This window comes from Neptunomonas antarctica, from assembly GCF_001305295.1.
In the GTDB taxonomy this organism is placed as follows: Bacteria; Pseudomonadota; Gammaproteobacteria; order Pseudomonadales; family Balneatricaceae; genus Neptunomonas; species Neptunomonas antarctica.
Map to the genome: position 1 here is coordinate 92,188 of NZ_LJSI01000055.1, position 21,339 is coordinate 113,526.

Below are 21,339 nucleotides of genomic sequence, written 5' to 3' on the forward strand. Positions count from 1 at the left end.
TGAGAAAAAGGCCCGGTGAACGAACACCGGGCAATGAGACAAAATTTAATACAAGGCTGTATTTACTGCAGTGCTTATTTAAAAGCCGGTTTCAGAGCAGTTTAATTAAGCGCTTTATCTAGCACGCCTTGTGCCCATTCTGCGCCGATATCATTAATGATTTCTGGCCATACTTTTTCACGGACAATTTTGGCATGTGCTTCAATTTGCGCTTCGCTGACAGGGACTATTGTCGCGCCAGATTTTTCTAGCAATTTCTCATTTTTCGTTTGATCACCACGGGCATTTTCCCAGCGTGTCGCTTCAAACTTGTCAGCGGCGATTTCCAGCTGGGTGCGCTGGTCATCATTCATTTCGGCGAAAACATCTTTATTGATGATCAGGTACCACATTTCAAAATGGGTGTTGATCGGCAGATAGCTTTTAGTCACATCACGGAATGAGGCGTAATAGCCTTCTGCACCAGAACCCATAACGCCATCGACAACACCGGTTTGTACGGCCGTGAAGGCTTCAGAGAAAGGCAGTGGCGAGCCGATAAAGCCGATATTGTCAGCCGTCATCTGGAACGTTTTAATCGGTGGTACGCGAAGTTTCGCACCTTTGTTAACCGTAGGGTCGGCTGCATTTTCGATCTCTTTGTTCAAAGAGACTCCACCAAAGTAAACCGGCCATGCACCTAATACGTGGATGTTCTGTGCGTCATACAATTCAGCAACGGTCTGGCGCATAGAAGAGCCTTTGGCGAAAACTTTCTGGGCATCGTCCCAGGTTTTTACCAGATAAGGCATGTAAACGATTTGAAAGCGTTTATCGACACTGGATGCAGGTGGTTGAACCGCCATGTCGACGGCACCCAATCCAACACGTTCCTGTACTACGGTGTAGTCACCGAGAGCGCTGGCCGCATAAATTTTAACTTTCACTTTGCCATCAGTGGCTGCTTTTACATCTTCTGCAAACTGTTTAGCATCCATATCGATAGCGGTTGCCTGAGGGCGAACATGTGACAGTTTAAGCGTAACCGCGTGTGCTGTTGCCGTAAGTGATACTGATAATGCGACCGCCATGGCCAGCTTATTGATCAGGTTTTTTTTCATTGTTATCTCCCGAGTGACATTAGATGTTTTTTTGTGTTGTTTAATAGCCGAACGCGCGTGGAAAGTATTCCGACAGGTCAGGCCAGACTGATACCAGTATTACAACTGGGATGTATCCGAAAAGGATTAGCAGCATGGCTGGCTTAACCACTTCCGTGAATTTAACTTTGCCGATACGAGCGCCCAAATAGAGGATGCTGGCATACGGTGGTGTAACGCCGCCCATCGCTGTATTAACACCCATGATGGCTGCAAATTGGATGGGGCTAACACCCAATGCAGACATCAAAGGCAGTAGCAGTGGGGCTGTTAAAATGATGGCGGTTATATCGTTAACGACCATGCCGATAGCGAACAGGAATAGATTGATAAGTATCAACAGCAGTACTTTGTTGTCGGTGATATCAAATATCTTATCGACCAGCATTTGTGGAATATCTTCCATCACATAGATCTGGCTCAGCATCAGGCTAAACAAAATCATGATCAGGATAGAGCCCACGGCGGTGGCCGACTCTTTGCCAGATTCCAGCAAGGTTTTGAAGGTCAGTCCTTTGTAGATCATGAACCCAACCGGCAGTGAATAGATAACCGCAATGGCCGCTGCTTCAGTCGGCGTCATAATACCGCCGTAAATACCACCGAGAATGATAACCGGCATCAGTAATGCCGGAATCGCATTAACCGTGCGGTTGCTGGCTTCACGCATTAGCTGCTTCATCGGCATTGGATCATCCAGAATCAGCGGAAATTTACGAGACATGACCAGATTCACAATGGAGAAGTTAGTCATAATCAGCAGGCCCGGCCCCAGCGTCGCAAGGAAACAAGCCAGAATGGAGGTGTCGGTCACCCAGCCATAAATAATCATAGTGACGCTTGGCGGAATCAGCAGACCAAGAATTGAGGAGTTAGCCACTAATGCGGTTGCATAGGCTCGTGGGTAGCCTTTGCGCTCCATTTCAGGGATCAGCAAAGGGCCAATCGCAGCAATCCCCGTGAGACCGCTACCTGAGATCGCACCGATAATGGCGCAGCTGATCGCGGCGACTACGCCAAGCCCACCACGGATACGGCCAATAAAGATGTTAACGAAATCGAGCAGACTGGCGGCAATACCGCTGATACTCATAATGGTGCCGGCAAAAACAAACAGTGGAATCGCCAGCAGCACAGGGTTAGTTAGTTGGCTAAACCCCCATAGCATCATGCCGCGCATAGACGCTTCGCCTATGGTGGTCATAACGATGAGCCCAGCCCCAAAGCAGTAAGGCAAAGGCACACCAATGGTCAGTAGTATGACCAGTACGGCAAAAGCCAGAATCGCGATCTCAACCATTGTTATTATCCTTCTGCGTGTCAGCTAAAATCTTGAACTCTTCCACTTCGTTAGTGGTGGGAAGGTCTGGGTCAATCTTGTGATCAGGTTTAGTGCGATACCCCAGCAGGTACTGGAGATTACGAACCAGGTGCCATATCGTGAATGCCGTCATCATAAGCAAACCGAGAAACAGGGCTGATTCGTATATAAAGGTAGGGATATAAAGTGTGGGTGTACCTTTCCATACACGCAGGGAGTAGGTGAAATATAACCAGGCCCACCAGGTTAACCAGATAGAGATCGCTATACTGATGATCTCCGAAATGGCTTGCAGTATGGCGCGTGCATGATCTGTCTTGAGAAAGATTTCAAGCACATTGGCACGTATCTGGGTGTCTTCGCGTGAGGCGTTAACGCTACCCATAATGTACAGCCAGATCGTCGGAATCAGCGCGGTTTCTTCCAAACCCATAATGGGTGTTTCAAAAACGTAACGCGTAATAACTTGTATGAATTGGCAGGCAGCTACTGTGCTGATTAAAGCAGTCAGTAGGTAACGAAACATTTGTTCCATCAGTCCCTCTCTTTTTTATGTTTCTCGTTGAGGTTTCAGCTTTGGTTAATAATGAATGCTTGATTAAATAACATCAAATCGTTTATTTATATCACTTGATAATATTTTGTTATTAAGTGGGGTAAGTGATGGCACGCGTAACCTATCGACAGATTGAAGCGTTTCGGGCAGTAATGATCAGTGGGACGACCAGCGGCGCGGCCGATATCCTGTGTATTTCGCAACCAGCAGTGAGTCGCTTATTAAGTGATTTTGAGAGTATGGTGGCGGTTCAGATGTTTGAACGTCATAAAAAGCGTCTGATCCCAACGCCTGAAGCACATGTTTTTTATGCAGAAGTAGAGCGCTCTTTTGTCTCACTGGAAACATTGACGCGGGCAGCAGATGATTTACGGGAATGCCATACCGGTACATTGAGGGTCGCCTCTATGCCTGCCGTTTCCATCGACTTTATTCCACGAGTTACACAGTTGTTCGGGCAAGTGCATCCAGATGTGACCTTCTCCTTGCAGGTGAGAAGTACTCAGCAAGTCGCTGATTTAGTAGCCAGTCAGCAATATGATTTGGGGGTGGTTTCTGCCATTCCGATGGCAGATGTGGCCATTGAAGTTGAGCCGCTGGCAGAAAGCCGTTTAGTCTGTGTTTTGCCTGCAGGCCATCGCCTTACAGATAAGGACGTGCTTGTCCCTGCAGATCTGGAAGGCGAAAATTTCATATCACTGGGAACAGAGCAAAGTATCCATCATAAAATTGATAGTGTATTCGATTCTGCAGGTGTTAAACGCAAGCTCTTAATGGATACGCAACTATCTTACAGTGCATGTGCGTTAGTCATGGCAGGGGCGGGGGTATCTTTGGTAGAACCAATAACGGCGTTACATTACCAAAAGCTTGGCTTAGTCATAAAGCGCTTTGAACCGCGTATTGTTTATCGCTATAACTTGATATTTCCGGCACATAAAACTAAATCGAGCCTGACGCTATCGTTTGTAAAGTTATTACGCGAGGAGCTTAAGAAGCTCCATAAAAGCAGTGGTGGGTTGTTTGAAAAACTATCGGGTTGAAGGTATAGATGGTTACCTTGCTGACTTGAATAAATACCAGTGTTTATAAGCATCTGTGTGAATTTAGAGCTTAAGCCTTGAAGAAATTTTAATCTGCATTTAAGCGAAATTTCGAGATGCTGAGTGGTATTAGATCAGCAGGATTGTGTGTTTCAAGCAAAAAACCGGGCTTTCGCCCGGCAACAGAAGTACTACAGCTAAGAAACCAATTGCTACCATCCATAAAAGAGGTTTTCAGCGAGGTTAAACTTGCTGGAAGGGATAAACAGAGCCCAGATTCAAAATCTGCGTGAGTTCATCCAGTGCACTGCGTGATTCCAACAGTAATTGAGGGTCAGCTAAGTCGGCATCTATGATGCGGTCACGATAATGTTGATCAACCCATTGTGTCAGGCGTGTATAAAGCGCGTCACTCATCAGCGTATTCGGGTTGCACGCGGCTTGTTCCTGCTCGTTAAGTACTACGCGTAAGCGCAGGCACGCTGGCCCGCCGCCGTTGCTCATACTCTGTTTCAGGTCGAATACTTTTAATTCGCTGATCGGCGAATCACCGTCACGTAGTTCGGTCAGGTAGTCCCAAACTGCAGGGTTTTTCTGACACTCTTCAGGAATAACAATCACCGTTTTTCCGTTGATTGACAACAGCTGGCTGTTGAACAGATAACTTTTTACGGCATCCTCAACAGAGACGCGGGCACTAGGCACTTCGATGACGTTGAACTGATTGTTCATTGCGCCAGCCAGTTGTTTAAGCACGTCGGGCTGATTCAGAAATGCTTCCTGATGGCAGAACATCAGGTCACGATTACCGACAGCGATGACATCGTTGTGAAAGACACCTTTGTCGATGACATCCGGATTTTGCTGCGCATACACCACACCTTTAGCCTGCAAGCCATGTAAGCGCGCGATCGCTTCAGATGCCTCGTATGTATGGCGGGCAGGGTAGCGAACCGGCGCGGGCTTGCTGCTATCAAATGCATAGCGACCATAGACGAAAAATTCGATACCCGCCTGGCCATATTCATGACAGAAGCGCGTATGGTTCGCGGCACCTTCATCACCAAAGTGCTCCACACTGGGCAGGGCTTGATGATGCGCAAAGTGACGCTCGTCGTTAAATGTTGCTTTCAGAATCCGGCCGGTGACTTCATGCTCAATGGAGCGATGGAATTTATTGGTCAGGTTAGCTGGCGTAAAATGAACTTTGCCGTCGGCGGTATCGGCGCTGGGCGATACGGTGGCGGCGTTAGCTGTCCACATGCTCGACGCTGAGCAGCAGGCGGCCAGAACTTTAGACGCTTGCTGGCTAGCGGTTTGCAGAACATTGGCATCGCTGCCGGTAAAGCCAAGACGACGTAAGGTGTTGAGGTCTGGTCGCTCTTGAGGTGCCAGAACTCCCTGGGTTAAACCTGCGTCATGTAAGGCTTTCATCTTGGCCAAGCCTTGTAGCGCTGCCTGTTTCGGGTTTGATGCTTGCGCTGAATGGCTCTGCGAAGCGACGTTGCCGAATGAAAGTCCTGCGTAATTATGCGTCGGGCCGACCAGCCCATCAAAATTAGCTTCAACCGCGTTTATATCTGTTTTCATATCACTATAATCTCCAGACTGCTTAGTTGAGTGTCAGGCCAGGGGATAGCGTGTCTGGCAATGAAAGATGCTCGGCTTCAATCCCAGCAACAGGGTATGCGCAGTAATCTGCCGCATAATAGGCGCTGGCACGGTGGTTACCACTGGCGCCGATTCCGCCAAAAGGTGCGGCACTGCTAGCACCCGTGAGCTGTTTATTCCAGTTGACGATGCCGGCACGGATATGGCGGTAAAAGTGCTCGAAGTGCTCGGCGTTATCGCTGAACAGGCCGGCAGATAAACCAAACTGCGTGGCGTTTGCCTGACGAATGGCATCATCGAAATCGCTGTAACGAATTACTTTTAACAGCGGACCGAAGTGTTCGTCGTCTGGCATATCTTTTACGGCAGTCACATCAATCAAACCAGGGGAAACTAAGCCGGTTCCCGCTTTGAGTTTTTCCAATCTGAGTAAAGAGGTTGCGCCCATGTCCAGCAGTTGTTGCTGCACAGTCACCATGCCATCGGCGGCGGCTTCTGATATCAGGCTGCCCATAAAAGGAGCGGGTTCGTCAAATTGACCGCCTACCTGTATCTGGCTGGCCGCTGCTTTGAGCTGCTCAAGGAACGCATCACCAGTGGCATTAAGTGGTACAAATAAGCGGCGTGCACAGGTGCAACGCTGGCCTGAGGTGATGTAAGCCGATTGAATGGTTTCGTGCACGGCAGCTTTGATGTCGCTGATCTCATCGATGATCAGTGGGTTGTTTCCGCCCATTTCCAATGCCAGAATTTTACCCGGATGGCCTGCAAACTGTTCGTGTAACAGGTGACCTGTGCGCGAGCTACCGGTAAAGAACAGACCGTCGATATCAGGGTTGGCGGCCAATGCGATGCCGGTTTCTTTTTCACCCTGTACAAGGTTTATGACGCCGGCTGGTAAACCTGCTTTTTCCCATAAAGAGATCATCAGTTCAGCCACTTTAGGCGTGAGTTCACTCGGCTTAAAGATGACGCTGTTACCTGCTAATACGGCCGGTACTATGTGGCCATTGGGTAAGTGAGCCGGAAAGTTGTAAGGGCCGAAAATAGCGACAACGCCATGGGGTTTATGGCGTAGAACAGCTTTAGCACCTGGCATATCGCTGCAGCGTTCGCCGGTACGTTCGATGGCTGCTTTAATAGAGATTTCAATTTTGCCAATAACGGCAGCGGCTTCCGTTTGTGTTTCCCAAAATGGCTTGCCGGTCTCTTCTGCGATGGTGCGCGCCAGTAATATTTTGTTTTCGCTTAGCTGCTCTGCATAGCGGCGAACCTGTGCGCAGCGTTGCTCAAAGCTTACATTCGCCCAGTCTGCACTGGCAGAACGTGCTGCCTTAACAGCCGCTGCCACTTGTGCTTGATTTGCAGCCTGGCCAGACCAGATTGCTTCACCTGTAGCAGGATTTACGGAGTTAAAGGCAGCGCCTTGACCCGCCAGCCATTGGCCGTTAATGAAAAGTGATGCAGTCATTTTAAAATCTCCTTCCAGAGGACATCGCAACGATGCGAACAGTGGTGCCCTCAATAATGTTCAATGCAGCGGCCACGTCGGGCGTCACCGTAATTAAATTTTTGCCAGCACGCATCAGAGGCGACATACAGCAGCGGAATTGAGAAAATTCCGTTGTGCTGATCATGTAAAGCTCGCCATCCGAGGCGATGTCTGCGATATGTATTTTGACGTATTGGCTTTCCTGAATAGCGCGGATATCGTTAACACGTGCTTCCAAAGTTGGGCCACCATCAAAAATATCGACATAGCCGGTATAGCGCATGCCTTCGTTTTCCAGTAAGCGTCGCGCGGGTGTAGTCGCTTCATGGGTTTTGCCGATAGCATCTTGCGCGTCTTGTGATAAAAGGTTGGTATAGATGGTGTTTTTTGGCATTAACTCAGCAATAAAAACTTTGCTCATCGATGAGATTTTATCGGCTTCAGCAAAGTCCAGAGAGAAGAAATGGCGGCCTAAACCTTCCCAGAAAGGAGAGATTCCATTCACATCCGAGTAACCGCGCATCTCGGCAATTAAATGTTCGTTGAAGCGTTGCGGAAACTCGGCCATAAACAAAAATCGTGACTTAGATAGTAAGGAGCCTTGTTTATTGTGGCGCGCTTCCGGCGTTAAAAATAGCGTACACAGTTCGGAGTAACCCGTATGATCATTGGTGATAGTCAGGGTGTTGATCTGGTTATAGACGTTTAATTCACGTGATGCGTGTACCAGTGTACCCACCCGATAAATGTACCAGGGCTCGGATAAACCAACGGCTGCTTCTATTCCGCAGATACCGACGACTTCTCCTGTGTCTGTTTCTTCCATCACAAACAGGTAAAGCGCTTCAGCAGGAATACCTCCCGGCAGAAAGGCCGCCAGACCGGCTTCAAGCTTAGCGGCGACCTGCTCATCATTATCTTGTAACGAGGTGAAGCCTGGCCCGGTTTTACGTGCCAGGTCGCGTAGTGCCTCGTGATCATTTGCCTGAATTGGGCGAACTACCATCATAATCTACAATTTCCTGTGTCGCGGCTTAAAGGCGAATGATATTGACGTTATCGCCATCATTGAGACGCAACATAGTGGCTATCTCAGTAGTGACTTCGGGGTGTTGTGGATCTGTGTTTACCATCAAACAACGAAAATTTTCACGCTGCTGATTGCTGATCAGCACAGTGACATGTTGGTCGGTTGACCTGTTCTCGCCAATCTTGATGGGTTTAATCTGATTGTTGGCAATGCTGCGAATATCTTCTGTGCGTGCTTCGAGCGTTGGGCCTGCATCGAAAATATCGATATAACGACGATAGCTAAAGCCTTCCTCTTCCAGTAGTGCTTTAACCCCCGCCATATCCGGACGCGGTTGTCCCAGTGATGCTTGTGCTTCTTCACTTAATAGCGGCACATAAACCGGGTAGTGGGGCATCAGATCAGCAATAAAGCCTTTGGAATTGATGCCTGTAAGATAGTTGGCTTTGTTGAAATCCATATTGAAAAAGTGACGCCCCAGGCAATCCCAGAAGGGCGAACGGTTTTCACTGTCGGCTACGCCCTGAAGTTCGGCAATGACCTTGCCCGCGAAGCGCTCAGGATGTTGTGCTATAAACAGCATGCGTGCGCGAGAAAGCAGGTTAAGATTTTCGTTGCTGCGGTAGGCTTTGTCCAGAAACAGCGTGCACAGGCGGGCTGCGCCGGTATAGTCCTGACATAAGTGTAATGCCGGAATGCGATTGTGAATCTGAAGTTCGTTAGAGGCGTGTACTACTTCATCGATACGGTAGCTGTAAAAGGGTGTATTCAGTCCGACGCTGGCGTCGATACCGCAGACACCTACGATTTCGCCATTGGATTGATCTTCCAACGCAAAATGGTAACTTTCATCACTATATTGAGTGACTTCTTTACGTAATGATTGCCTGGTGCGGTTGATCAGTTCACTCAGGTGATCGCGGTTAGCAGGCAGGGTCGTCATGCGACCACCAGAAATAACGGCTAAGTGTTCTAATCCCTGAAGGTCGGCAAAAGTAAGAGGGCGTATTAATAGCATTGATTACTCCTTTAGCCAGCTAAGGTCTTCTGCAGTGGCAAGTTTCATCAACAGCAGTGCGCTTAATCGGGCGCGTTCAGACAGGCTGCTTACCAGCATGTATTCGTCACTGGAGTGGATTTTCCCGCCTTGTACACCTAACGTGTCGATATTCGGGATGCCGGCAGCGGCTAAATTGTTACCATCGCAACAGCCACCGGTAGGTAGCCAGTTGATCGCCATGCCGAGTTCTGCACCGCATGTTTTCGCCAGTTCAAATAGTGCAGTATTAGCGTTGCTGAGTACTTTGGGTTTACGCCCAAATCCGCCATGTAATGTGGCATTAATACCATCGCGTTGATTCAATTCGTTAATTAGAGTGTCAATCTGCTGGGTACACCAAGTTTCATCTTCAGGGCGTTCCAGTCGAATATTAAAGCGCGATACGCAAAGATCAGGGACCACGTTAACCGCACCGCCTCCTTCAATAAAGCCGGGGTTAATCGTTACACCCTGACGCTGGCCATTGAGGTCGTCCAGTGCTGATATAAAGTCACACATGGCACGGATCGCATTGCGACCCAGATGATGTTCACGTCCGGCATGCGCCGCTTTTCCATTCACGACAATACTGAAGTTGCCACTGCCTTTACGAGCGCCGGCAAGTGTGCCATCGGCCATACAAGGCTCATAAATCATGCCCAGATCAACGCGGTTGGCTGCATCGGCAATCAGGGGAGCCGAACCGGGAGAGCCGATCTCTTCATCGGGATTGAATAGAATTTCCCAGCCTATATTCTCTGCCCAAGGGCTGCGTTCCAGCGCTTCAATAGCTTTAAGCATGACCATTAGGCCGCCTTTAAGATCGGCGACACCCGGGCCATTCAGTGTGTTGTCATCCAGCCATGTCATCTCCTGAAAAGCGGAGTCGATAGGAAAAACAGTATCCATATGGCCGCAAAAAAATATCTGCAGGGGCGCATTCGGGCGCTTAGTAATACGCAATGCGTCCCCGAGTGGAACATATTCGACGTCACCTGTGGTACTGACGAATTCATAAGGCGCCACAGGAATAACCTCGGCTGACCCTCCGAGTGTCTGGAAGTATTCAGCTAATTTTTCACGTACATGATTTACACCGGCCGTGTTCAAAGAGCCAGAATTGATAGACGCCAGTTCAATGGTTTTCTGCAGCATGTCATCTTGTTGGGACGTCAGCCAGTCAAGCCAGGGGGTATAGTCGTAAGTCATATAAGTATCCTTTTATCCGATCACATCATTATTGATGATAATCACAAAAGAATCTGTTGAGTATGCGACCTGATTTTCAGGATTGCGCCAAAAAGTAAGGCGAAATGTATGAGAACTCTTGGGTAGTTGGCGTCATTTTCACCTGCAAGAAGTCAAAGCAAGTGTCTGATTTTTTTGCCGTTACCAGGGTGCTGTGGCAAAACGCTCAACCAAAAAATCCAGTAAAGCACGTACGGCAGGTGATAAGTGTCGCCTGGACGTGTATAGCGCATAGAGAGTGAGCGTAGGAGGTAACCACTCTGGCAGTACCTGTAGTAGTGCTCCTTTTTCTATATGTTCATTTGCAAGATAGGTGGGTTGTAAGGCGATACCGGCACCCGCTAATGCTGCATTTAATAATACAGTCACTTCGTTAGCGGTGAAGCGAGGGGTTATTTTTATCTGCTCCTGTTGATCTGCGCGCGTTAGTTGCCACAAACCTTGTCCAAAATTGGCGTAGCCAAGGCATTGATGCTGATTCAGATCAGTGGGGTGCCGAGGCCGGCCATGCGCTGTGATATAGCCAGGAGAGGCTACCAGTATTGAGTCGCATGTGGCTAACGGGCGGGCAATGAGCATCGGATCGGGTTCGTTGCTGATGCGAATAGCCAGATCAATACGCGCTTCAATCAGATTTAGTGTGTGATCGTCTGCATTAATGTCGATCTTGAGGTGAGGGTGTAGTGCAAGGAAATCACAAATAGCGGTGGATAAGTGCGCATGTGCAAACGACATGCTGCAGGTTAGCCGGAGTTGTCCGCGTAGCGTATTATCGGCAGGGGGAATTTTAGATTCTGCATCCTGCATTGTAATTTCAGATTCTGCATCCTGCATTATTTCGAGCATTTTCAGGCAGTGCTCCAGACTCTGTTCGCCTGCGTGGGTCAGTGTCACCAGGCGTGTTGTACGCTGTAGCAATCTGGCTCCCAGCCATTTCTCCATTGTGGCAATGTAGCGCGTGACCATCGCACGTGACATATCCAAACGTTCGGCGCTGGCCGTAAAGCTGCGGGTATGTGCTACATCTTTGAAAACCCGCATGGCGGTGAGTCTGTCCATGTTATTTGCTCGATATATGCAACAAAGTTGGTTGTTTTGGGTAGTTTATCTGAACCAATCAACAAACTATAGTGCTTCCATACTGAGTCACATAAGTGGCGAAGGCGTAAATTTATATCTTACATATGGAATACATTATGTTCAAAAAACTGTTAGTTTCGAAATTAGTTCCTGTCTTATTGTCCGTATTGTCGGCGGTTGCTGTACCCGCTGCGCATGCCGCTGAGCCATTGACCTTAAAAGTCTACAATGCCGATGCCGGTAGCTTTCATGTGAACTCGGTATTGGTGAGTGGTGAAACAGAGGCAGTGGTAATTGATGCGGGGTTTACCCGTGCTGATGCACATCGTATTGCTGCCAATGTATTGGATAGCGGTAAAACGCTGACGACTATTTATGTGAGTCAGGCTGACCCGGATTTTTATTTTGGCGTGGAAGTGCTAAAGCGTATTTTTCCGAAAGTGGTAGTGCTGACAAGCTCAGCGGTACTGGAAAAAATAGAAGCCAAATTACCTGCTAAAGTCGCTTTTTGGGGGCCGAAAATGGGCGTAAATGCACCGCAGAACCCCGTGCTTCCGACACTGTTTGAGGGAGATAAACTATTAGTCGATGGGCAGGCGCTTGAGTTGCATGGTTTGACGGGTGAGTTGGCACATCGTCCTTATATATGGATTCCGTCTTTGCATGCTGTTGTTGGTAGTGTCGCTGTTTTTGGTGATTTACATGTCTGGACGGCCGATGTACAAAAGAACAGTGCGCGCAAAGCCTGGATTGCGCAGCTTGATGAAATGGAAAGTATGGACCCCGCCATTGTTGTGCCAGGGCATATGAAAGCGGGCACATCTCTGGATGTAAACACCATTCGCTATACCCGGAATTATCTGCAACGTTTTTATAAAATGGCAGACAGTGCAAAAAGCTCTGCTGAATTGATTGATGGTATGAAAGCCGCTTATCCGGATGCCGGACTGGGCATTGCTTTAGATATCGGATCTAAAGTGGCTACGGGCGAAATGGCCTGGTAAGGGCGATCTTAACAGATGTATTCATGGCGCGATTACTTAACCGTAATCGCGCCATTTTCACTTACATAGAGTGTGATGCCATTCAGCATGTAAAAGAAAGGCTCTCTTGTTGCAGCATTGCCTGAATCGACTTGCGCTTGAGTAGATTTTTCAGTAGTTGCTGAATCATTGGGTAATCTTGTGCGCGGCTCTCATAGAGACGGCTCCAGTATGCGATCATAAAGAGATGAAAATCAGCACCGCTTAGTGTCTCTCCTGAGATCCAGGGGCCTTGGTTGCTCAGATCGCTTTCGATGACTTGCCAGCAACGCTCAAGTTCTCGGGAGGCTTTTATCTTTAGAGAAGCCTGGCCTTCTTTATTGTCGCAGTAGTGTTCAGGATGCGCCCAACGGTTGGCAGCTTCTTGTAAAGTATTCGACATCCATATCAGTGATTGATAATAACGGCCTCTTTGTGGTGATGTGGGTGGAGGAGATAGATCTGATTCAGGATGCTGATCAAGCAGGTAAAGGAGAATGGCAGCCGATTCATAAATGATATCGCCATTATGCAGCAAAGTAGGGACCTTGCCATTAGGGTTGATCGCCAGATACTCGGGCGTTCGTTGCATCTTGCGGGCTAAGTCAATTTCAATGAGTTGATAATCAACGCTTAATTCTTCCAATAGGGCGTGAGTGGCCATATTGGCTCCGCCGCGATCCCAATAGAGGGTGTAGATAATATCTCTCCCGTTGTCTGTTGCTGGATAGGCAGTACTGCTAATTTATTATATAGCTGATATTGAGCCGGGGATTCTTCTATCCTGACCAGGCACAATTGTAAGCTATGAGTAAGTCTATGCATAACCAGTATTTTGAGATAGTAGGTGTGGTATCTGTGCAGCGCTAAAGCATTCGCCTACAATAGCGTTTTTTAATGTGCGGATAATTATCATGCCAAAAGCTTCAGAGCTGAGAAAAGGTCATGTAGTAGACATTAACGGAGCCCTGTACCGCGTTTTGCATATTGACGTTCGCAGTCCTTCGTCACGGGGTGCTCAAACGCTCTATAAAGTACGTTTTAACCAGTTACCCAACGGCGGTAAACGGGACGAAACCTTTACCGGAGACGATATGTTAACGGCGGTAGCGCTTGAGCGGCGTCAAGTCTCTTTTCTATACAGGGAGGGTAATGTTTATACGTTTATGGATCAGGAAAATTATAGCCAATATAGTATTGATGAAGAGGTTTTAAGTGAACAGCTACCTTTTCTCAGTGATGGATTAGAGGGGCTGAATGCGATGCTGGTGGACGATCAGTTGATAGCGTTGGAGTTGCCAACAAATGTGTCTCTTGAGATCGTTGAGTGTATGCCGGGAATGCAGGCGGCAAGTGCAACTGGACGGACTAAGCCGGCTAAATGTACAAACGGTTATGAGTTGCAGGTGCCTGAATATATAAAAGAAGGGGAGCTTATCAAGGTCAGTACTGAAACCGGTAAATTCCTTTCACGCATGTGATTTACAAAGCCTTAAACCTTAAACTCTAAAACGACGAAAGCCCGCATAAAATGCAGGCTTTTCGAGCTTAACGCAGGTTGGCAGAATGAAAGTAACAAGCCGAAGATTGTTACCTTCTATTCAGCCTTGGCACCGTAATACAACAGTGCCTAAGAAGTCTTATACAGCTTCTATCTGGTCAGCCTGAGGACCTTTTTCGCCTTGTACTTCTACGAAACGAACTGTCTGTCCTTCGTGAAGAGTTTTGCGGCCTTCACCAACGATAGAACGGAAGTGGGCAAAAAGGTCTTTACCGTTTTCACGCTCAATAAAACCAAAACCTTTCTCATCGTTGAACCACTTAACTGTTCCAGTCTGCTTGTCGGACATATTCTTTATTTCTCATAAAAAGTAAATTAAAAGCCGGGGAGTCATTAAGTCTCCGAAACCGGCCGGGTTTGCATGTAATTGCTAATGCCTTCATCGAAATGATGTTTTAGTTCATAAGAACGGCTACAAAATTACGAGATACAAAATCAACTACAATACGAATTACAATACACAACTAATGTTAGAGTTACAAGTCACTTACAAGCATTGAACGGAGACTTAATTTAGACATTAGAAGGGTGGTGAATTGTGCTCACGAGATTCTTGGTTGTAAAACTGGTATACTGCTTCGACATATACTCAAAATAGGATTCTTAATTATGGCCGCCAAGCCTAAAAAAAAAGCAGCAACCGAAACTCATGACTCTATTGAAGAGCAAACCGCTGCTTTCCTTCGCGCGGGTGGTCAAATCCAGGAAATTGCCAGCGGTGTAACCGGTCAGCATAATCTTGCCGGACCTCGCCAGATAGTTCTTGGAAAACCCGCCGATAAGTAATAGCCATGATGGGCTGGTGACGTGTGAGACGGATTCTTCTGTAATTCTTGATAGCGTGCAGCCCTCCATTTTTGTTAATAGTTTTTATAAATCGCCCCATCCCGCTACTAATCACTGCATTCGCTTCCTGAGCTCTTTGCGATTTTATATCAATAGTCATTTATTAATAGCCAGCCATAAAATATTTTCTGTATACCGCCGTCTTGGATTTTGGATGGTTCTTATGCGGTTGATCGTCAGTCTTATTCTGTTGTTGAACGGAAAAGCCCACAACTAAGTGTGGGCTTTTTAAGATGAGCGCCAATGTTTGGCGAATAAATTTGTCAGATAAACTTAGCTGATAATTTAAGCGGCTGCCGCTGCTGCAACTATTTTAACAGCAGCTTTTTCCAGTAATGCCATGCCATCTCGAATATCTTGATCAGGAATGATTAATGAGGGAGCCATGCGCAGAACGTTTGGACCCGCCATGAGAATCATCAGGCCTTCTTCGCGCGCGGCAGCAAGGAATGCTGCACCTTGGCCGTGTAAGCTGTCGATCAGTTCAACACCGATGAGTAATCCATCACCGCGGATTTCTTTAAATATTTGGTGCTTGGTATTTATTTTCTCCAGTTCTTCGACAAAAATGGCGCGTTTGTTAGCAACGTTGTTAAGAAGTTCCGGTTGATTGATCAGATCTAAGGCTGCTTCAGATACCGCGCAGGCAAGTGGGTTGCCACCATAGGTGCTGCCATGTGTGCCAAATCCAAAGCTAGGCGCTACTTTGTCTGTTGTTAGCATGGCGCCGATAGGGAAACCACCACCCAGTGCTTTGGCGCTGGTCATAATGTCAGGTTCGACACCCATGCCCATGTAGGCATATAGATGCCCTGTACGACCAACACCCGTTTGAATTTCATCGAAAACCAGCAGTGCATCATGTTGATCGCATAATTCCCGTACGCCTTTGACGAATTCAGGATCCGCTGGAATAACACCGCCTTCGCCTTGAATAGGTTCCATCACAACGGCACATGTTTTATCGGAAATAGCGGCTTTCAACGCGGCCAGGTCGTTAAAAGGCACGTGAGAGATTCCGCCAGGTGCGGGTTCAAAGCCTTCACGATATTTCGTTTGTCCGCCAACAGAAACAGTGAACAATGTACGGCCATGAAAGCCTTGATAGAAGGCGATAATTTCATTTTTTTCCGGACCGAAATTGTCATAAGAATATTTGCGAGCCAGTTTGAAAGCGGCTTCGTTGGCTTCTGCACCGGAGTTACAAAAGAATACTTTATCGGCAAAGGTAGCATCAGTCAGTTTTTTGGCCAGACGTAATGCCGGTTCGTTGGTAAAAGTGTTACTCAAATGCCAGAGTTTGTCTGCTTGCTCTTTGAGTGCTGCTACTAACGCTGGATGAACATGGCCGAGTGCATTAACGGCAATGCCGCCGGCAAAATCGATATATTCATTATCTTCTTGATCCCATACTCGTGAACCGCGGCCGCGCACCGGTACCATCTGCTGTGGATTGTAATTGGGAACCATCACTTCATCAAAAAGTGCGCGATTAACGGGTTGTTTAAACATGGGTGTACTTCCTTATTATCAATACGGAGCTTCTGGTGGGCGCCCGTTCAAGCCCTGTATCAGGCTAATTAATCAGTGGTAATTGATCTGTTGGACTATCTATATTTAGTATCAGCAAAAAACGTTTTTTAAAACAGGTCTTTAATTTCTGTAGCGCGACATGAAGTTGCGCTAAGCTGACATTTAGCGATATGACTGAGACATTAGGCTATAAAGATCATTATTGTTACGCTCAGATCTATTAATTTGTAAGAATATGCAGAGGCGAGTCAGTTGGCAATATGGAAACAGAGCCCGCAAGAAAAAAAAACAGGGCCTAAAAGGTTTGGTTTTTTGCTGTTGCCTAATTTTTCGTTAATTGCCTTCTCATCGGCGATAGAGCCTTTACGAATGGCGAACTGGGTTACTGGCGATGAGTGTTATGAAACTGTGTTGGTGAGCCATGATGGTGAAGCGGTTGCCAGTAGCTTTGGTGTGGAAATACTGGTGGATTGTAGTTTAAGCGATATCCCTGTGCTGGATGCTGTTTTTGTTTGTGGTGCAAGTCCTATCGCGCGAACGGGTAATGAGGCTGTGATCGGTTGGTTGAGGCGCCAAAATAGGGCCAGTATTGCGCTGGGCGGTATTGGTACAGGTTCTTATCTTCTCGCGCGTGCTGGCCTGTTGAATAACTACCGGGCAACGATTCATTGGTGGGATATTGCTAGTCTTAAAGATGAATTTCCTAATACGTTAGTCACAAATAATTTGTTTGAAATTGATGGTGCTCGCTATACCTGCAGTGGTGGAACGGCCGCCATGGATATGATGTTGTTTCTTATCGGTAAAGAGCATGGTATGGATTTAGCCGCATCTATATCTGAACAGTTTGTGTATGAGCGTATGCGAAGCTCTGAGGAGCAGCAGCGCATTCCGCTCAAAGCGCGTATCGGTGCTAGTCAACCTAAATTAATTGAAGCGGTTACTTTGATGGAGATGAACATCGAAGAGCCGTTATCTACAGATGACTTAGCGCATCATGTCGGCATATCACGCCGGCATCTTGAGCGGTTGTTTAAAAAACACTTACAAACAGTGCCTTCAAAATATTATCTGGATCTACGACTAGAGCATGCGCGGCAGTTGCTACGCCAAAGCGATAAAACCATCCTGCAAATAGGCTTGGCTTGTGGCTTTTCCAGTGCCTCATATTTTAGTACGGCTTACCGGAATCATTATGGCCTTACGCCACGAGAAGAGCGCAAGCGTGAGCCTGAGCTAAGTCCGGACCAAAATACAATGGGGCGTTCGGTGTTAATACGGCCTTGAATTTTTAACTATGTTCCATGCGTTTAGTTTGTCGGTAAAGGTGAGCGCGGCATGCGCCGGGCTGGTCGACGGTAGTGTGATAAAGCGCAGGTTTGGATTGTTGAGCAGATCGGGAAAGTGTTGCTTAAACATTTTTGCGGCCGTTTGGCCGTTAAAACAGATCGTGTGAATGTGTGGGCAGGTGGTTAATAAAGCTGGTATCGCGTTAGGTACCACACTCTTACGGTCTATTTCGCTATCAAGGCTACCCGGGCGGATGCATTGATGAGCGACATCCCACAGAGCAATCCCGTGTTCTTGAAGCAGGGCGAGGTAGGATGTGTAATTTAAGCCAGATTCAAGCTCTCTGGGTTCAAAATCGAAAAACTCACCCATAATCCGCCAGAACGTGTTACGCGGATGGGCGTAATATTGTTGCTCTTGTAGCGATTTAACCCCAGGCATGGAGCCCAAAATCAATATCGTGGCGCTGGCTGAGGCAACATAATTAAAACTGATGATAGGAGTGTTCATGTTAACGGTCAGTTTTTTTGGGGTTGATGAGTTGATGCCGAGGCAATCTTTCTTAAAACGCTGAATGCGCCACGAATAACCTTCTGGGCTTTTTGGATATCATTGGTTTGCGGAAGCATCGAGATGTATAAAATGTTGTCCTCAAGACGAAAGCATAGCAATCTGCGTTGCCCTAATTGTAAGTGCGCTTCATCATACAGATCATTAGCTTGTATCTTATCGGCCTGTTTAAAAATATGCACAAATGCTTGTTGAGATAGTTTGAGATAGAGCATCTCTTCTTTAGAGAACGTCGAGGCGATCGGACGATTATTGATCACAAGCGCGCTGTAATCGGTGCCCGCCATCCCTTCAAGCTTGTTAAGTATTTTCGACATTATCGCTCCATTGCAATAGGTCTTCTGCTTGTCGACGAATTTGTGTATGTGTCATCGAAGAGTTGGTCAGCAATCCTAGGGCTTGATCCGGCTCCAAAAAAACAGAGATCGATTCTTTATAAGGGGCGTGCAGTGAAATGTTTCGTATCTGATCTAGTTGAGGTGCTTTGTTTTCTATTGCTGCCGCTAGTTTGGCTAGGGATCTGAAAAGCTCATTGCACTCTAAATCATGCCTGGAGGTGTCAGTCTGCACTTGTTTTTCATTAAGGTGCGTTGCACCTATAATGCCACGTACTTGCATAGCCGCTTCGATAATCGATATTTTAGGTACGTCGCGGGTTTTTCGTAGCCATTCAAATTGTGGTGAGTCCGGATCAAGATTACGCTTTTTGAGTTCGGTCATCGCGACCCGATGAGATATCTCTGCCCAATTTATGTTTTCCTCCTGGCTTAAGGCGGACATAATCAGGTCCATAACATCCATAGGTTTACGTGCGTCAATAAAAATAATGGGTGCCAAAATTCCTTTCTCTTTAAGACAGTTTTGGTAATCTGCCTCAGTGGGGTCATTTTTCAAATCCGAGCGTGTAACGGCTATGATGAAGTGGCGTTTAGCGATGTAGTCCCAAAATTCGCTGAGATAATATTCAATATCGCGAAATGGATAATTGCGGGTGTTGTCGATCAGTAAAATTAATGCAGAAGCGTCGTTCGCTAAATCGCTGACCATTAGATCCCACATGAATTTAAAGCGTTCTTGCCCCGGGGTTCCGTATAGATGGAGGACGGAATCTTCACCCAAAGAAAGTTTTCCGTAGTCCATGCCTACCGTAGTGGTTCTTTTTCGTTTGATCGTTGAGTCGGAAACTTTGGCGTCCGTATCCACCACATCAATGTCACTTATTGTTCGAATCGCCGTGGTTTTTCCTGAACCAGGAGAGCCTACAAAAAGAACTTTGTATGATTTCATGAAGCACCTTTGATGAAATACAAGTTCAAAACTATAGTCACAGACTAGATTAGAGTGCTTGTATTATCCTGTTGAGTAGTTAATTTTCACTAAACTTATTACTATTATTATAGTAGTGCTTTTTATCTTTGTTGCATCGAATAAAAAGCCGGCAATTAAGCCGGCTTTATTCATATATGGAATATAGACTTTATTGACAGGGTTAATGAGCAGAGTTTATGAACAGAGTGCGTCTAGTTTCTGTTTCATCATTCCCTGTACTTGCCCTGGATTAGCTTTGCCGCCGGAAACTTTCATGACTTGCCCCATAAAGAAACCGATCATTTTTCCGCGCTTGTCTGGCTCTGCTGCAACGTATTGATCCACCTGCTTTTGGTTACTGGAAATGACTTCGTCGACTATTTTCTCGATAGCGCCGCTGTCCGTCACCTGCTTGAGACCTTTAGCTTCGATAATGTCGTCGGCGCTGCCGCCTTCATTCCACATGGCTTCAAAGACTTTCTTGGCAATGTTGCCGGAAACGGTGTTGTCTTTGATGCGCTGGATTAATCCGCCGAGCTGATCGGCTGAGACTGGGCTGTTTTTGATATCAGTATCATGCTGGTTAAGGTGCTTGGAGAGCTCACCCATGATCCAGTTAGCCGCTAGCTTTGCATCGCCGGATAAGGTGGCGACGGTTTCAAAGTAGTCGGATAAGGGTTTATAGGCTGATAACACGCCCGCGTCGTAATCTGATAGCTGGTAAGTGTCAACAAAGCGAATCCGGCGGATATCAGGCAGTTCGGGTAGTGCATTACGTATCGCATCAATGTAGTCATCATCTATGACGATGGGTAACAGGTCAGGACAGGGGAAGTAGCGGTAGTCGTTGGCTTCCTCTTTACTGCGCATTGAGCGGGTTTCATCTTTGTCCGCATCATACAGGCGGGTTTCCTGAGGGATGCGTCCGCCATCTTCGAGAATGTCGATCTGACGTTCCACTTCACCTTTAATCGCTTTTTCGATGAAACGGAATGAATTGATGTTTTTGGTTTCAGTCCGGTTGCCGAGCGCTTCACCTTTATAGCGAACGGAGACGTTGCAATCGCAACGGAACGACCCTTCAGCCATGTTGCCGTCGCAAATACCCAGGCTGGTCACTAATGCGTGGATCTTACGGGCATAGGCTACCGCTTCTTCAGCAGAGCTCATATCGGGCTCTGATACAATCTCTAGCAGCGGTGTGCCGGCACGATTTAAATCGATACCGGTCATGTTGGCGAACTCTTCGTGTAATGATTTGCCGGCATCTTCTTCAAGATGTGCGCGGGTCACGCCGATGCGCTTGGTGGTGCCGTCTTCTAGTTCTATATCAATAAAGCCTTTACCGACAATCGGGTAAAACAGCTGGCTGGTTTGATAGCCTTTAGGCAAATCGGGATAAAAATAGTTTTTACGATCAAATACCGATACCTTGCTGATTTCAGCATCGATGGCCGTACCAAACATCACCGCCATACGTAGCGCGTTTTCGTTAAACACCGGCAATGTTCCCGGTAGTGCTAAATCAACAGCACAAGCTTGTGTGTTAGGTTCGGCACCAAAAGCAGTACTGGCGCCGGAGAAAATTTTTGTGGTTGTTGCGAGCTGCGCATGAATCTCGAGCCCGATCACTGTTTCCCATTCCATTAT

The 21,339-nt window shown here is 47.1% G+C and carries 21 protein-coding genes; 5 read left to right on the plus strand and 16 right to left on the minus strand.

Translation table 11 applies throughout. From position 1 onward, the window contains the following. Window positions 1-101: 101 nt before the first annotated feature. From dctP to Nant_RS20545, 3 genes are read right to left on the minus strand one after another with little or no spacing between them, the layout of a single operon-like run. Complete coding sequence (gene dctP, locus Nant_RS20535) at window positions 102-1,100, minus strand: TRAP transporter substrate-binding protein DctP (protein ID WP_054343556.1); 999 nt, start codon at window positions 1,098-1,100, stop codon at window positions 102-104. A 40-nt stretch (window positions 1,101-1,140) separates the two neighbouring features. After that, a complete protein-coding gene (locus Nant_RS20540) occupies window positions 1,141-2,439 on the minus strand; it encodes a TRAP transporter large permease (protein ID WP_054343557.1) in 1,299 nt (432 codons plus the stop codon). Continuing rightward, entirely contained in the window at window positions 2,432-2,995 is a 564-nt protein-coding gene (locus Nant_RS20545; protein ID WP_054343558.1) for a TRAP transporter small permease, read from the minus strand. The genes Nant_RS20540 and Nant_RS20545 overlap by 8 nt, the downstream gene beginning before the upstream one ends. A gap of 128 nt (window positions 2,996-3,123) precedes the next feature. Between Nant_RS20545 and Nant_RS20550 the strand changes: the two genes are divergently transcribed. Beyond that, the gene (locus Nant_RS20550) at window positions 3,124-4,059 is read left to right on the plus strand and encodes a LysR substrate-binding domain-containing protein (RefSeq protein ID WP_054343559.1); all 936 of its coding nucleotides are present in this window, start codon (window positions 3,124-3,126) and stop codon (window positions 4,057-4,059) included. Window positions 4,060-4,302: 243 nt separating this feature from the next. Here the strand turns inward: Nant_RS20550 and astB are convergent, their stop codons facing one another. The 6 genes from astB to Nant_RS20580 form a co-directional block, all read right to left on the minus strand. Continuing rightward, window positions 4,303-5,637: an N-succinylarginine dihydrolase gene (astB, locus tag Nant_RS20555; protein WP_054343625.1), complete on the minus strand. Its 1,335-nt coding sequence runs from the start codon at window positions 5,635-5,637 to the stop codon at window positions 4,303-4,305. Between the two features lie 34 nt (window positions 5,638-5,671). After that, window positions 5,672-7,141, minus strand: coding sequence for a succinylglutamate-semialdehyde dehydrogenase (astD, locus tag Nant_RS20560; RefSeq protein WP_054343560.1), 1,470 nt, complete (start codon window positions 7,139-7,141; stop codon window positions 5,672-5,674). A gap of 1 nt (window position 7,142) precedes the next feature. Beyond that, window positions 7,143-8,171, minus strand: a complete 1,029-nt coding sequence (gene astA, locus Nant_RS20565; RefSeq protein WP_054343561.1) for an arginine N-succinyltransferase — start codon at window positions 8,169-8,171, stop codon at window positions 7,143-7,145. 25 nt (window positions 8,172-8,196) lie between these two features. Continuing rightward, window positions 8,197-9,210 carry an arginine N-succinyltransferase gene (gene astA / locus Nant_RS20570; protein ID WP_054343562.1) on the minus strand — a complete coding sequence of 338 codons (1,014 nt, stop codon included), beginning with the start codon at window positions 9,208-9,210 and terminating at the stop codon, window positions 8,197-8,199. A gap of 3 nt (window positions 9,211-9,213) precedes the next feature. After that, window positions 9,214-10,440, minus strand: a complete 1,227-nt coding sequence (locus tag Nant_RS20575; RefSeq protein WP_054343563.1) for a hydrolase — start codon at window positions 10,438-10,440, stop codon at window positions 9,214-9,216. A 180-nt stretch (window positions 10,441-10,620) separates the two neighbouring features. Beyond that, window positions 10,621-11,538, minus strand: coding sequence for a LysR family transcriptional regulator (locus Nant_RS20580; protein ID WP_054343564.1), 918 nt, complete (start codon window positions 11,536-11,538; stop codon window positions 10,621-10,623). A 137-nt stretch (window positions 11,539-11,675) separates the two neighbouring features. On the opposite strand from Nant_RS20580, the gene Nant_RS20585 reads away from it, so the two are divergent. Next, on the plus strand, window positions 11,676-12,563 hold the full coding sequence (locus Nant_RS20585) for an MBL fold metallo-hydrolase (protein ID WP_054343565.1): 888 nt from the start codon (window positions 11,676-11,678) through the stop codon (window positions 12,561-12,563). Between the two features lie 82 nt (window positions 12,564-12,645). On the opposite strand, the gene Nant_RS20590 is transcribed toward Nant_RS20585, so the two are convergent. Further along, window positions 12,646-13,326, minus strand: a complete 681-nt coding sequence (locus Nant_RS20590) for a glutathione S-transferase family protein (RefSeq protein WP_338011167.1) — start codon at window positions 13,324-13,326, stop codon at window positions 12,646-12,648. A 169-nt stretch (window positions 13,327-13,495) separates the two neighbouring features. Here Nant_RS20590 and efpL point away from each other — a divergent pair, with 169 nt between their 5' ends. Next, entirely contained in the window at window positions 13,496-14,062 is a 567-nt protein-coding gene (gene efpL, locus Nant_RS20595; protein WP_054343567.1) for an elongation factor P-like protein EfpL, read from the plus strand. Between the two features lie 159 nt (window positions 14,063-14,221). Here the strand turns inward: efpL and Nant_RS20600 are convergent, their stop codons facing one another. Next, window positions 14,222-14,431, minus strand: a complete 210-nt coding sequence (locus Nant_RS20600) for a cold-shock protein (protein WP_054343568.1) — start codon at window positions 14,429-14,431, stop codon at window positions 14,222-14,224. A 320-nt stretch (window positions 14,432-14,751) separates the two neighbouring features. On the opposite strand from Nant_RS20600, the gene Nant_RS21635 reads away from it, so the two are divergent. Further along, on the plus strand, window positions 14,752-14,928 hold the full coding sequence (locus tag Nant_RS21635; protein WP_179078949.1) for a hypothetical protein: 177 nt from the start codon (window positions 14,752-14,754) through the stop codon (window positions 14,926-14,928). A 345-nt stretch (window positions 14,929-15,273) separates the two neighbouring features. Here Nant_RS21635 and Nant_RS20605 read toward each other — a convergent pair whose 3' ends face one another. Further along, window positions 15,274-16,500 carry an aspartate aminotransferase family protein gene (locus Nant_RS20605; protein WP_054343569.1) on the minus strand — a complete coding sequence of 409 codons (1,227 nt, stop codon included), beginning with the start codon at window positions 16,498-16,500 and terminating at the stop codon, window positions 15,274-15,276. Window positions 16,501-16,779: 279 nt separating this feature from the next. Between Nant_RS20605 and Nant_RS20610 the strand changes: the two genes are divergently transcribed. Beyond that, window positions 16,780-17,808 carry a GlxA family transcriptional regulator gene (locus Nant_RS20610; protein ID WP_274378346.1) on the plus strand — a complete coding sequence of 343 codons (1,029 nt, stop codon included), beginning with the start codon at window positions 16,780-16,782 and terminating at the stop codon, window positions 17,806-17,808. Here Nant_RS20610 and Nant_RS20615 read toward each other — a convergent pair. From Nant_RS20615 to gatB, 4 genes are all read right to left on the minus strand, one after another. Next, window positions 17,794-18,321 (minus strand): DNA-deoxyinosine glycosylase, encoded by a 528-nt coding sequence (locus Nant_RS20615; protein ID WP_054343570.1) that lies wholly within the window; start codon window positions 18,319-18,321, stop codon window positions 17,794-17,796. The two genes, Nant_RS20610 and Nant_RS20615, sit on opposite strands and share 15 nt — an antisense overlap. A gap of 8 nt (window positions 18,322-18,329) precedes the next feature. Then, a complete protein-coding gene (locus tag Nant_RS20620) occupies window positions 18,330-18,698 on the minus strand; it encodes a hypothetical protein (protein WP_054343571.1) in 369 nt (122 codons plus the stop codon). Further along, complete coding sequence (locus tag Nant_RS20625) at window positions 18,682-19,668, minus strand: GTP-binding protein (protein ID WP_054343572.1); 987 nt, start codon at window positions 19,666-19,668, stop codon at window positions 18,682-18,684. Before Nant_RS20625 ends, Nant_RS20620 begins: the two co-directional genes overlap by 17 nt. A gap of 216 nt (window positions 19,669-19,884) precedes the next feature. After that, window positions 19,885-21,336, minus strand: a complete 1,452-nt coding sequence (gene gatB, locus Nant_RS20630) for an Asp-tRNA(Asn)/Glu-tRNA(Gln) amidotransferase subunit GatB (protein WP_054343573.1) — start codon at window positions 21,334-21,336, stop codon at window positions 19,885-19,887. Between the last annotated feature and the right edge of the window lie 3 nt (window positions 21,337-21,339).